We start from the raw sequence: 12,027 nt of genomic DNA, 5'->3' as shown, positions 1-12,027 counted from the left end.
GCTGGCCGCGGCCGGCACCGCCCGCCGCGGGGTGGCCCCGATGCCCGTCGTCGAGGCGCTGCGGGCCTGCGCGGAGACGGTGATCCCCGGCGACGGCCCCCTGGCCGGCGCACCGGCCGAGGAGACCGGCCTTCTCTATCGGTGGGTCACCGAACCGGGCGGCCGGATCGTCGCGACCACCGACCCGTTCGCGGTGCCCGCCGGGTCGGCGTGTGCCTGGGCCCACTGGTCCGACGCGGCACGCCGGGCACGCGAGCACGCCCGACTAGGCTGAGGCCATGATCACCGCCATCGTCCTGATCCACGCCGACGTCCACCAGATCCCGGAGACCGCGCAGGCCGTCGCCGACATCCCCGGCGTGACCGAGGTGTACTCGTGTGCCGGCGACGTCGACCTGATCGCCAAGGTCCGGGTCCGCGACCACGAGGAGATCGCGAACGTGGTGACCGGCCGGATCAACCGGCTGCCCGGTGTCTCCCGCACCGCCACCCACATCGCATTCCGCAGCTACTCCAGCTCCGAGGTCGAGGGCGGGTTCTCGATCGGGGAGGCCTGAACGACCGCACTCCAGACAGCACTGTGCCCGGGCCGCGTCGGCGACCCGGGCACATCTGTTTCTCCTTATATAGGGAGGAGTGCGGCGACGGGGGTGCAGACCCCGGTCAGGACTGCGCGCCCAGTTCCTGGGTGAGGGCCGCCCACCGCTCCAGCAGCGCAGTGGCCGCACCGGAGTCGATGGCCTGTGCGGCCCGGTCCTTGGCCTCGGCCATCGCCGCGACCAGACCCGCATCGTCGAACGGCGCGGTCATCTCCGCCGACACGATCGCGCCGGCCGCGTTCAGCAGCACGGCATCGCGCACCGGCCCGGTGGTCCCGGCGAACAGTTCGCGGGCGATCACGGCGTTCACCGTCGCATCGCCACCCTGCAGTGCCGACAGCTCGACCAACTCGATGCCCAGCTCGCGCGGATCGAGGGTCAGCTCGACGACCTGACCGTCGACGACCTGCCACACCGTCGACGTCGCGGTGGTGGTGAGCTCGTCGAGGCCGTCGTCGCCGCGCACCACCAGCACCGACGATCCCCGCTCGGCGAAGGTCCGCGCGAGTACCGGGGCGAGGTCGGGGAAGGCACACCCGATCAGGCCGCGTGCGGGCCGGGCCGGATTGGTCAGCGGTCCGAGCACGTTGAACACGGTCGGGATGCCGATCTGCTTGCGCGGCGGGCCGGTGAACCGGAATGCCGGGTGGAACACCGGGGCGAAGCAGAATCCGATGCCCACCTCGTCCACGCACCGGGCCACGGCCTCGGCACCGAGCCCGATCTCCACACCCAGCGCCTCGAGCACATCGGCACCACCGCTCTTCGACGACGCCGCACGGTTGCCGTGCTTGACCACGGCCACACCGACCGAGGCGATCACCACCGACGTCATCGTCGAGATGTTGACGGTGTGCGACCGATCGCCGCCGGTGCCGACCACATCCACCGCCGAACGCGACACCGCGACCGGGACGGCATGGTCGAGCATGGCCGCGGCCAGTCCGCGCAACTCCGCAGGTGCGGCGCCCTTCATCTTCACGCCGACACCGAACGCGGCGATCTGGGCCCCGGTCGCGCTGTCGGTCATGATCTCGTTCATCGCCCAGGTGGCCTCCTCGACCGTCAGGTCGATGCCATCGGTGACCCGGCCGAGGATCTGCGGCCACGTATACGTCTGCGCGTTGCTCACACCAAGCACCTTAATGGCCGGGTCGTCAGCTCGAGGACGCGCGCTGCCACACCTGCCAACCCAGCGCCACCCCGCCGTGCCGGGAACCCAGGCTCGCCATCCGCGAACGCTCCTGTGACAGGTGCATCGCGTCGATCAGCTGCACCCGCCCGAGGACGACGAGTTCGGACTGGGCCGGGGCCGGTCCACCGAACATCGGTGCGGTCGCCGCCCAGTCCCGGTCGGCGTCGGAGGCATCCATCGCGGCATAGCCGTCGAGACCGGCCACCGCGACCGCCTCGGCCACCCGGGTCGTCGGCAACACCAGCAGATGCCGCAGCACCACCTGTTGTTCCGGTTCCCACGCCGACTCCGACAGCAGGGTCGCACTCGACACCGCGTCGTCCAGCGAGCCGACGATGTTCACCAGTTCCGGGTCGTCGGTGGCCAGTCCTTCCTCACCGGCACGGCCCAGCCGCGCCGTCATCCGCTGCCACCGTGTCCTCGACACCGGCCTGCCGTTGAGGTCACGCGGACCCGACATCTGCTCCCCGCTGCCCGATCCGTCTCCCGATAGCGCCATTCCCTGAGCCAACCATGAGAACGAGGGGCCGTCTCGATCGGGGCAGGGCGCTGTTCGGGACACGCCGACCGGCCCTCGCGATGGCCTGCGACCAGCGGGAAGAGAAAAAGTTCCCACCAATCTCGGACCCAAGTGGTCACCGCGTACTACGAACCGTCATACTTCAACCTGTGACTAGCGCTGTAGGTACCTCGGGAACAGCCATCACTGCGCGCGTGCACTCACTGAACCGCCCAAATATGGTGAGTGTCGGCACGATTGTGTGGCTGTCCAGTGAGCTCATGTTCTTCGCAGGCCTGTTTGCGATGTATTTCGTCGCGCGTGCCAATGCCAACCCTGTGGACGGCTGGCCGCCGGAGCCCACCGAGCTCAATCTCGCCCTCGCCATCCCCGTGACCACGGTTCTGATCCTGTCGTCGGTCACGTGCCAGATGGGTGTGTTCGCCGCCGAGCGCGGCGACGTCTTCGGTCTGCGACGGTGGTACGTCCTGACCTTCCTGATGGGCGCCTTCTTCGTCGCCGGCCAGGGGTACGAGTACTACCACCTGGTGCACGAGGGCACCACGCTCTCGTCGAGTGCGTACGGCTCGGTGTTCTACATGGCGACCGGCTTCCACGGTATGCACGTGATCGGCGGTCTGGTGGCCTTCGTCTACCTGCTGATCCGTACCAAGCTCTCCAAGTTCACCCCAGCCCAGGCAACCGCCGCCATCGTCGTGTCCTACTACTGGCACTTCGTCGACATCGTGTGGATCGCCCTGTTCGTGACGATCTACTTCATCCGTTGAGTTCGGTCCCCCGACCGAACCCTGAGGATGGAAATCCTCACGCGGGGCGACCCGCAAAACCACACACAGTCCGTCCGCTAGTAGAGAGATACAGATGAGTTCATCTCCACCGCGCTCGTCGGATAGCGATGCAGCCGACGCGGTCGATCCGGTCCACTCGTCGCCGTCGACCGGCACCGCCCGGAAGGCGAAGTCTCGACGCAAGCTCCGCCGCCGCGCAAGCGGCGCGATCCTGCTGCTCGCCGGCCTCATGATGGCCGGCGTCCTGGCGTCCTTGCTGACCCCGAAGCCGCAGGTCGCCACCGCCGACGCCGCCGACGCCAGCCTCGTCCAGAGCGGTAAGAAGCTTTACGAAACCTCCTGCGTGACCTGCCACGGTGCAAACCTGCAGGGTGTTCCCGACCGCGGTCCGTCGCTGCTCGGTGTCGGTGACGCCGCGGTGTACTTCCAGGTCTCGACCGGCCGTATGCCCGCAGCCCGCGGCGAGGCCCAGGCGCAGCGCAAGCCTCCGAAGTTCACCACCGCCCAGATCGATCAGCTCGGCGCCTACATCCAGGCCATGGGTGGCGGCCCGACCGTGATCTACGAGCACAACCCGGACGGGTCGATCAAGACCGAGAACGGTGTGCGCGTCGTCGCCCAGGAGTCCCTGCGCGGCGAGAACCTCGGCCGTGGCGGTGAGCTCTTCCGTCTCAACTGCGCCTCCTGCCACAACTTCACCGGTCGTGGTGGCGCCCTGTCAGGCGGTAAGTTCGCCCCGACCCTCGACGACGTCAAGGAGCAGCAGCTCTACACGGCGATGCTGACCGGCCCGCAGAACATGCCGAAGTTCTCCAATCGTCAGCTGTCGGAGGACGAGAAGAAGGACATCATCGGCTTCGTCAAGTACGTCACCGAGTCCAAGCCGCAGGGCGGCCTGGGAATCGGCGGCTTCGGCCCGGTCTCCGAGGGCATGGTGATGTGGTTTGTCGGCGTGGTCGCGATCGTCGCCGGCGCGATGTGGATGGGATCTCGAGCATGAGCGCCAATCACAAGGACGTCCCGACCAAGGACGAACTCGATCAGATGAGCAATGACGAGCTGGTCAAGCTCGGCACCAACCTCGACGGGGTGGAGATCATCCACCGCGGCGAGCGCTACCCCGAGCCGGGAACCCGGGTCGAGAAGCGTGCCGAGCGCCAGGTCGCGATCTGGCTGACCGTCTCCGGTATCTCCGCCCTGGCGTGTTTCATCATCTTCGGATGGAACCACTGGGAATTCGCGATGCCGGACGACCCGGACTACTGGTGGTACACGCTCAACACCCCGCTGCTGGGCATCACCTTCGGTCTGTCGGTGCTCTCGATCGGCGTCGCGCTGGTCCTGATCACCAAGAAGTTCCTGCCGTCGGAGATCTCGGTGCAGGACCGTCACGACGGTCCGGGTTCCAGTGACGTCGACAAGGCCACCATCGTGGCCGAGCTCGTCGACACCGGCACCACCTCCACCCTCGGTCGTCGCAAGATGATCATCGGCAGCGGCCTGTTCGCGTTCGGTGCTCTGGCCTTCACCGGCCTGATCGCCAGCGTCGGCGGGTTCATCAAGAACCCGTGGGCCGAGCGCAACGACGCTCCCCTGTGGAACTCGGGCTGGGCTCCGATGTACAACTCGAAGTCCGATCCCAACGAGACCGTCTTCCTGCGTCGCGACGTGGGTGACCCGCTGCGGGTGGCCCTGGTCCGTCCGGAGGATCTCGACGCCGGCGCCATGGAGACCGTGTTCCCGTGGCGCGTGTCGGACGGCCTGGGTGAGACCGAGGAGTCGCGCCACAAGCTGATCTGGGGTCTGCGTTACGTCAGCAACCCGGTCATGTTGATCCGCCTGCGCACCGCCGACGCCGATGCCGTCATCAAGCGCAAGGGCCAGGAGAGCTTCAACTACGGTGACTACTTCGCCTACACCAAGGTCTGCAGCCACCTCGGATGCCCGACGTCGCTCTACGAGCAGCGCACCAACCGCATCCTCTGCCCGTGCCACCAGTCGCAGTTCGACGCCCTCGACTCGGCCAAGCCGGTCTTCGGTCCTGCGGCCCGTGCCCTGGCGCAGCTGCCGATCACGGTGAATGATCAGGGTTACCTGGTCGCCAACGCCGCGATCAACCGTGGCAACTTCATCGAACCCGTCGGACCGGCATTCTGGGAGCGCAAGTCATGACCCTCGCAGACCGTCTCGCGCCGCAGGCCCAAGAGGTGGACTCGCGGTACCACCTCGCCGCCGGCATGCGCCGTCAGATCAACAAGGTCTTTCCCACCCACTGGTCCTTCCTGTTGGGTGAGGTGGCCCTCTACAGCTTCATCATCCTGCTGATCTCGGGTGTGTACCTGACCCTGTTCTTCGATCCGTCGATGAGCGAGGTCATCTACCACGGCGCCTATGAGCCGCTCAACGGCGTGATGATGACGCGCGCGTACGAGACCACGCTGAACATCTCGTTCGAGGTGCGCGGTGGCCTGTTCGTCCGCCAGATCCACCACTGGGCCGCCCTGCTGTTCGCGGCGTCGATCATCATCCACATGGCACGCATCTTCTTCACCGGTGCGTTCCGTCGCCCCCGCGAGGCCAACTGGATCATCGGCTGCCTGCTGCTGCTCCTGGCGATGTTCGAGGGCTTCTTCGGATACTCGCTGCCCGACGACCTGCTGTCGGGTACCGGTGTTCGCGCCGCCATGAGCGGTATCGTCCTGGGCATCCCGCTGGTCGGAACCTGGATCCACTGGGCGCTGTTCGGTGGCCAGTTCCCGGGCGAGATCATCATCCCGCGCCTGTACGTGCTGCACATCCTGCTGTTCCCGGGCATCATCCTGGCCCTGATCGGCGCGCACCTCGCGCTGGTCTGGTACCAGAAGCACACCCAGTTCCCCGGCCCCGGCCGCACCGAGAAGAACGTCGTCGGCGTGCGCATCATGCCGGTCTTCGCCGCCAAGGGTGGCGCGATGTTCGCGGTGGTCACCGGCATCCTGGCGATCATGGCGGGTATCTTCCAGATCAACCCGGTGTGGGTGCTCGGTCCGTACAACCCGGCACAGGTGTCGGCAGGTTCTCAGCCCGACATCTACATGATGTGGACCGACGGTCTGGTGCGACTGATGCCAGCGTGGGAGCTGTACCTGGGTCACTACACGATTCCGGCAGTGTTCTGGTGTGTCGTGGTGATCGGCGTCATGTTCGCGGGCATGTTCGCCTACCCGTGGATCGAGAAGCGCCTCACCGGCGACGACGCCCACCACAACCTGCTGCAGCGTCCGCGTGACACCCCGGTGCGCACCGCGATCGGTGCGATGGCGTTCAGCTTCTACATCCTGCTGACGCTGATGTGTATGAACGACATCATCGCGCTGAAGTTCCACGTCTCGCTGAACGCGACCACCTGGGTCGGCCGTATCGGCATGATCGTGCTTCCGCCGATCGTGTACTTCATCACCTACCGCTGGGCACTGGCACTGCAGCGCAGCGACCGTGCGGTCCTGGCGCACGGCATCGAGACCGGCATCATCAAGCGCCTGCCGCAGGGTGAGTACATCGAGCTGCACCAGCCGCTCGGCCCGGTCGACAGCCACGGTCACCCGATCCCGCTCCCCTACGAGGGTGCGGCCATCCCGAAGCGGATGAACAAGCTGGGTTCGGCCGGTGCTCCCGGTACCGGTTCGATCCTGCTGGCCGACCCCACCGACGAGCAGGCAGCGCACATCGCGAACGAGCATGCCAACGAGCTCGCCGAGCACAAGGCACTGCGCGAACTGCAGGAAAAGGGCGGCAACCCGCTCGACTGACCCGCAGTCGCCAGTTCTCCACGAGTCAGGCCCCGTCACCACACGGTGACGGGGCCTGACTCGTTGTGTGGCACCGGCCACGGCCGTCGGTCGCCGGCCCACCACTCCCCTACCCCACGGCGGTCCGACCCGGGCCCGCCGACGACCGCGGCCGGCTTCGGATCGGACCGAGCCGCAGACGGTTGCAGGTAGCGTGGCTCCCATGGATGTCCGCCCGCTTGGGATCCTTCCGTGGCACACCGCACTCCGACGTCGCACTCGTCACGTGACCCGCGGTCTCGGTTCACTCGACGCCGCCGTCTTCGACGCGATCGCACAGTCCCCGAGCGAGCTGCTCGATGCCACCATGCCCCCGCTCACCCGCGCCGCCGATCACGGAAAGCTGTGGATGGCGATCGCGGTGGCATGCGGGCTGAGCGGCCGTCCCCAGTTGCAGCGCGGCGCGGTTCGGGGACTGGCCTCGCTGGCCGTCACGAGCCTGGTCACCAACCAGGTCGCCAAACGGCTCCGACGCCGGCCCCGGCCGATGGCGACGGTCGTTCCGCTGGCCCGCCGCGGTCGGCGCCTGCCCACATCGAACTCGTTGCCGTCCGGTCACTCGGCCAGCGCCGCCGCGTTCGCCACCGGGATGGCCATCGAGGATGCTCCCGCCGGTCTCGTGGTGTCGGCGCTCGCCGGACTGGTCGGGTTGTCCCGGATCGCCACCGGCGCCCACTATCCCGGCGACGTGTTGCTGGGCCTGGGTATCGGTGCCGCCGTCGGCACGATCGGCGGCCAGATCGCGCCGCCGATCACCCGCCGTCGTATCTCCATCCCGGCGCCCACCGTGGAGGACGCACCCGAGATCGCCGACGGTGCTGGGATGACGGTGCTGGTCAACCCGAAGTCCGGCGGCGGGCGCGGTGCCGACCTCGTCGACTCGGTCGCCGACGCATTCCCGGCCGCCCGCATCCTCGTACTCGACCCCGACGACGATGTCGCCCGGTGCGCGCGCACGGCGACCGACGCCCGGGTTCTCGGTGTGGTCGGTGGGGACGGCACGGTGGCGACCGTGGCCGCCGTCGCGCTCGAACGCGATGTTCCCCTGGCGGTCTTCGCAGGCGGCACGTTCAATCACTTCGCCCGTGACATCGGTACTCCCGACGTCGATGCCACCATCGCCGCGATCCGGGCGGGGCGTACCACTCGCGTCGACGTCGCCCGGCTCGACGACGATCACCTCGTACTCAACACCGTGAGTCTGGGTGCCTATCCGCATTTCGTCCGTACCCGCGATCGCCTGGCCCACCGCACCGGCCGGACGGTGGCCAGTGCGGCGGCACTGCTGCATGTGCTGCGACATCAACGCCCACAACGGATCACCGTCAACGGCGAAGAACTCGACGTGTCGCTGTTCCTCCTCGGCAACTCCATGTACGGGTCGTCCGGATTCACCCCGGTGCGTCGGGCACGCCTCGACGACGGGCTCCTCGACATCCGGTTCCTGGTGGCAGGCAAGCGTTTCGCATTCGCCCGCATAGCCTTTGGGCTGCTGTCCGGCCGACTGCAACGGTCACGCTGTTATCGCGAGCTGCAGGTTCCCGAGTTCTCGTTCGACTCCACCGAGCCGGTCGTCATGTCCCATGACGGCGAGATCGGGGACTCCTACCGGCACGCCCGGGTCACCGTCGACTACCGAAAGCTGAGGGTCTACGGCTCGAGCATCGTCGGTGCCGGCGTCCTGGAATCCTGAGCGCCCGGCACCGAACCCGCGGTGACCACCGGACCGTGCGTCACCCGATAGTCGAATGATGCTGCAACCGAATGGTATTCGATGGTGTTGACGGGCACCGGACGCATCTTCCGGCGCAGGCAGACGACCAGCGTGTACGCACCGACCGCGGCCCAGGCCAGGCTCGCCGAGGCACTCGGCCAGGCGCCGTACAACGCTGCGGCAACACCCGCGGCCAGTCCACACACCGCGTTGACGGCAGCATAGGTCACCGAATTCGCATCCAGGCGTCCGCGCGACATCATGAGGTACACAGCGAAGGTTCCGATGGTTCCAACCCATCCGAGCACTGGCGCGAGCATTGAACGGCATTCCTTTTCTCGTCGAAACAACTGCGCCAAGCTTCCGACAGGAATGGTGTTTAGGTCAATTGAAATCCTCTACAGAGGACGTTTAGCATACGTGAATGAACATCGATCCGAGCCGGCTCCGCTATCTGCTGGCCGTCGCGCGTACCGGCGGTGTGCTCGCCGCGGCGGACGAACTCCACGTGACACCGTCTGCGGTCTCCCAGCAGATCACCCGTCTGGCACGAGAAACGGGACACCCCTTGATGACCCGGACGCCCGGCGGATCGGCGCTCACCCCGGAAGGCCTCGCCCTCGCCGAGGCCGCGCAGGAGATCGAACGGACCCTGGCCGCCGTGCGCTCACGGCTCGAGCACGGTGACGAAGAACTCACCGGCCCACTTCGCATCGGCGGCTTTCAGAGTTTCCTCTCGGTGGTGATCGCCCCGAGCCTGCCCGAATGGCGACAGAGTCTGCCCGGAGTCCGATTCCACATCATGGAGGCCTATCCCGCCGCTTTGATGAAGGCACTGCGAACGGGCGACCTCGACGCCGCCGTCTTCGAGCTCGACACCGGAGAAGAAAGCGCACAGTTACCCAAGGGAATGGTGGAGATCCCCCTCCTCGACGATCCCTGGAGACTCGCGATCCCCGCGGGCACGCTGTTCACCGATGTCTCCGATCTGGAACGCGCACACCTGCCGTGGCTCGGCGAACAGCCCCCGGCCGCGAGTTCCCGTGCGGCGTCGAGGCTTCGGGCGACCCTCGGCTTCGAACAATCGGCCGTCCACGAATTCCACACCACCGAAACGGGACTCGCGCTCGTGGCCGCGGGCGAGGGTATGGCGGTCTTCCCCGATCTGGCACTGCGGTGGGTCACCCACGAGTCCGTGGAGATCGTCGACGTGCAGGGGCTGGGCACGCGCCGGATCGTGCTCCGCGGTCATCCCCGCAGTGAACGCGCCAAACGGCACCTCGCCTCGATCAGCACCCTGCTCCGTGATGCGATCACCGCACGGGTGCTGACCGAACCCGTGCAATAGTGGACCACTCACCCTGATTGCACTCGTCGCCTCACAGACTGCCGGTCGTACGTTAACTCGTCGATACCCAGGACGCGTGACACACGAGAGCCAGTTTCCCGGCATCGCCAACAAACGTGCCGGCTCAACGAAGGGTCCGCGACCGAAGTCGCGAACGGACGCCGTGGACGTCGACGCTGGCCCGGTCGGCCGAGACGCCTCAACGAAGGGTCCGCGACCGAAGTCGCGGACGGACGCGCATGCAGGGCAAGTGGCTGCAGTACGACATCCCGCCGCCTCAACGAAGGGTCCGCGACCGAAGTCGCGGACGGCTCTGGTCCATTGATTCCGACGCTGCCGTTTGATTCAGCCTCAACGAAGGGTCCGCGACCGAAGTCGCGGACGGTCATGTCGATGGGGCTGTTGGTGAGTTCGGTGGTGGTGGGCCTCAACGAAGGGTCCGCGACCGAAGTCGCGGACGGCGCGCGCATTGTGTCGAACAAGTGCACGCAACCGTATCCGGCCTCAACGAAGGGTCCGCGACCGAAGTCGCGAACGGTGCACCGCCGTCCACGTCGTGCCCTTCAACGACCACGCGCCTCAACGAAGGGTCCGCGACCGAAGTCGCGGACGGCGACGTGCCAGCGGTCGATCACGTCGGGCGCCCACCCGCCTCAACGAAGGGTCCGCGACCGAAGTCGCGGACGGGGCTGTGTGTTGCCGAGGTCTGCACGCCACTCGCCTCAACGAAGGGTCCGCGACCGAAGTCGCGGACGGTTCGTGTGTGACGCCACCGCATTCGGCTGCCGACTACCGGCCTCAACGAAGGGTCCGCGACCGAAGTCGCGGACGGGTCGGCCAGGATGCTCTCCGGCCAGTTCACCCCGGACGAGCCTCAACGAAGGGTCCGCGACCGAAGTCGCGGACGGTGGATGTCATGGACACAGCGCGGCGACCCGAGGAGCTGGCCTCAACGAAGGGTCCGCGACCGAAGTCGCGGACGGCTCCGTGCTGACGACCGTGGTCGACGTCGACTCCTGGCCTCAACGAAGGGTCCGCGACCGAAGTCGCGGACGGCGTAGCGCACGCGGCACAGGAGCGTCTCGGCGGCGGCGCCTCAACGAAGGGTCCGCGACCGAAGTCGCGGACGGGTGCTGCGACCGAAGCGAACCGGCAGCGCTACGAGCTGCCTCAACGAAGGGTCCGCGACCGAAGTCGCGGACGGCTACGACCACACGTGTCAATCGCAAGAAGACGGCGGCGCCTCAACGAAGGGTCCGCGACCGAAGTCGCGGACGGACCTGGGCCTGGCCTCGCAACTCCACCTCGGCCGAGACGGCAAGCCTCAACGAAGGGTCCGCGACCGAAGTCGCGGACGGCAAAAAACTGGTCAAAGAGGAATGGAAGTTTTGCGCGCCTCAACGAAGGGTCCGCGACCGAAGTCGCGGACGGCCGGTGAGACCGCCACCGGTGAGGTAGGGCGGGTTGCCTCAACGAAGGGTCCGCGACCGAAGTCGCGGACGGTCATCATGTCCTGCGTTGTGCAACAGCACCTTCAGCTCGCCGGTGCCTCAACGAAGGGTCCGCGACCGAAGTCGCGGACGGACCTCATCGACGCGGTGAAAGTGCCGGCCTCGACGCCTCAACGAAGGGTCCGCGACCGAAGTCGCGGACGGGTCCTTGGAGCGGATCTCGCACCGCTCGGCCTTGACGATGCCTCAACGAAGGGTCCGCGACCGAAGTCGCGGACGGACCGCCAGGCGACGAATTCCATTGGAACTCATCCGGATTCGTGCCTCAACGAAGGGTCCGCGACCGAAGTCGCGGACGGAACGTCATCGCTGACTGCACTGTGGATGTCCTTTCACAGGCCTCAACGAAGGGTCCGCGACCGAAGTCGCGGACGGACTTGGTGAGCCACGCGGTCAGGCGGGCTCGGTGCCCCGGCCTCAACGAAGGGTCCGCGACCGAAGTCGCGGACGGGTCGATCCGCGAACGCGGTCTGGCCGGCGAGATCGACCTGCCTCAACGAAGGGTCCGCGACCGAAGTCGCGGAC

Annotated in this window: 10 protein-coding genes, 1 pseudogene and 1 CRISPR repeat array (1 of these 12 cut by a window edge); of the genes and pseudogenes, 8 read left to right on the top strand and 3 right to left on the bottom strand. The window is 67.1% G+C overall.

Translation table 11 applies throughout. The features are described 5' to 3' along the window. Both GD1_RS18770 and GD1_RS18765 read left to right on the top strand, forming a co-directional pair. Positions 1–274, top strand: a pseudogene (locus tag GD1_RS18770) (DEDD exonuclease domain-containing protein); the annotation flags it as partial. A 4-nt stretch (positions 275–278) separates the two neighbouring features. Continuing rightward, entirely contained in the window at positions 279–557 is a 279-nt protein-coding gene (locus GD1_RS18765; protein ID WP_020789911.1) for an Lrp/AsnC family transcriptional regulator, read from the top strand. Positions 558–663: 106 nt separating this feature from the next. On the opposite strand, the gene trpD is transcribed toward GD1_RS18765, so the two are convergent. Together trpD and GD1_RS18755 are read right to left on the bottom strand one after the other, a co-directional pair. Then, on the bottom strand, positions 664–1,731 hold the full coding sequence (gene trpD, locus GD1_RS18760; RefSeq protein WP_059039121.1) for an anthranilate phosphoribosyltransferase: 1,068 nt from the start codon (positions 1,729–1,731) through the stop codon (positions 664–666). 25 nt (positions 1,732–1,756) lie between these two features. Continuing rightward, positions 1,757–2,293 (bottom strand): hypothetical protein, encoded by a 537-nt coding sequence (locus tag GD1_RS18755; RefSeq protein ID WP_238403636.1) that lies wholly within the window; start codon positions 2,291–2,293, stop codon positions 1,757–1,759. A 170-nt stretch (positions 2,294–2,463) separates the two neighbouring features. On the opposite strand from GD1_RS18755, the gene ctaE reads away from it, so the two are divergent. The 5 genes from ctaE to GD1_RS18730 all read left to right on the top strand — a co-directional run bounded on the left by ctaE (position 2,464) and on the right by GD1_RS18730 (position 8,622). Then, on the top strand, positions 2,464–3,081 hold the full coding sequence (ctaE, locus tag GD1_RS18750; RefSeq protein ID WP_174519078.1) for an aa3-type cytochrome oxidase subunit III: 618 nt from the start codon (positions 2,464–2,466) through the stop codon (positions 3,079–3,081). Between the two features lie 94 nt (positions 3,082–3,175). Continuing rightward, complete coding sequence (gene qcrC / locus GD1_RS18745; protein ID WP_020789913.1) at positions 3,176–4,102, top strand: cytochrome bc1 complex diheme cytochrome c subunit; 927 nt, start codon at positions 3,176–3,178, stop codon at positions 4,100–4,102. Next, positions 4,099–5,274 (top strand): cytochrome bc1 complex Rieske iron-sulfur subunit, encoded by a 1,176-nt coding sequence (gene qcrA / locus GD1_RS18740; RefSeq protein WP_053777381.1) that lies wholly within the window; start codon positions 4,099–4,101, stop codon positions 5,272–5,274. Before qcrC ends, qcrA begins: the two co-directional genes overlap by 4 nt. Further along, a complete protein-coding gene (qcrB, locus tag GD1_RS18735; protein WP_059039119.1) occupies positions 5,271–6,890 on the top strand; it encodes a cytochrome bc1 complex cytochrome b subunit in 1,620 nt (539 codons plus the stop codon). The genes qcrA and qcrB overlap by 4 nt, the downstream gene beginning before the upstream one ends. A 202-nt stretch (positions 6,891–7,092) precedes the next feature. Beyond that, positions 7,093–8,622, top strand: a complete 1,530-nt coding sequence (locus tag GD1_RS18730; protein WP_059039118.1) for a bifunctional phosphatase PAP2/diacylglycerol kinase family protein — start codon at positions 7,093–7,095, stop codon at positions 8,620–8,622. On the opposite strand, the gene GD1_RS18725 is transcribed toward GD1_RS18730, so the two are convergent. Continuing rightward, positions 8,580–9,002 carry a CBU_0592 family membrane protein gene (locus tag GD1_RS18725; protein WP_157079552.1) on the bottom strand — a complete coding sequence of 141 codons (423 nt, stop codon included), beginning with the start codon at positions 9,000–9,002 and terminating at the stop codon, positions 8,580–8,582. The genes GD1_RS18730 and GD1_RS18725 overlap by 43 nt on opposite strands. Before the next feature lie 65 nt (positions 9,003–9,067). Here GD1_RS18725 and GD1_RS18720 point away from each other — a divergent pair, with 65 nt between their 5' ends. Further along, positions 9,068–9,991 (top strand): LysR family transcriptional regulator, encoded by a 924-nt coding sequence (locus GD1_RS18720; RefSeq protein ID WP_059039116.1) that lies wholly within the window; start codon positions 9,068–9,070, stop codon positions 9,989–9,991. Positions 9,992–10,112: 121 nt separating this feature from the next. Then, a CRISPR array of direct repeats spans positions 10,113–12,027; the repeat unit is 37 nt; unit sequence GCCTCAACGAAGGGTCCGCGACCGAAGTCGCGGACGG (it continues 2 nt past the right edge of the window).

It is taken from the genome of Gordonia desulfuricans NBRC 100010, from assembly GCF_001485495.1.
Lineage (GTDB): Bacteria > Actinomycetota > Actinomycetes > Mycobacteriales > Mycobacteriaceae > Gordonia > Gordonia desulfuricans.
Note: the sequence above shows the minus strand (reverse complement) of the source record. Positions and strands in the feature narration are given on the sequence as shown.

Excerpts from the sequence above, each read along its gene's own strand:
- GD1_RS18765 (WP_020789911.1), top strand. The coding sequence starts at position 279 with ATGATCACCGCCATCGTCCTGATCCACGCCGACGTCCACCAGATCCCG.
- GD1_RS18755 (WP_238403636.1), bottom strand. The coding sequence starts at position 2,293 with ATGGCGCTATCGGGAGACGGATCGGGCAGCGGGGAGCAGATGTCGGGT.
- qcrC (WP_020789913.1), top strand. The coding sequence starts at position 3,176 with ATGAGTTCATCTCCACCGCGCTCGTCGGATAGCGATGCAGCCGACGCG.
- qcrA (WP_053777381.1), top strand. The coding sequence starts at position 4,099 with ATGAGCGCCAATCACAAGGACGTCCCGACCAAGGACGAACTCGATCAG.
- qcrB (WP_059039119.1), top strand. The coding sequence starts at position 5,271 with ATGACCCTCGCAGACCGTCTCGCGCCGCAGGCCCAAGAGGTGGACTCG.
- GD1_RS18730 (WP_059039118.1), top strand. The coding sequence starts at position 7,093 with ATGGATGTCCGCCCGCTTGGGATCCTTCCGTGGCACACCGCACTCCGA.
- GD1_RS18720 (WP_059039116.1), top strand. The coding sequence starts at position 9,068 with ATGAACATCGATCCGAGCCGGCTCCGCTATCTGCTGGCCGTCGCGCGT.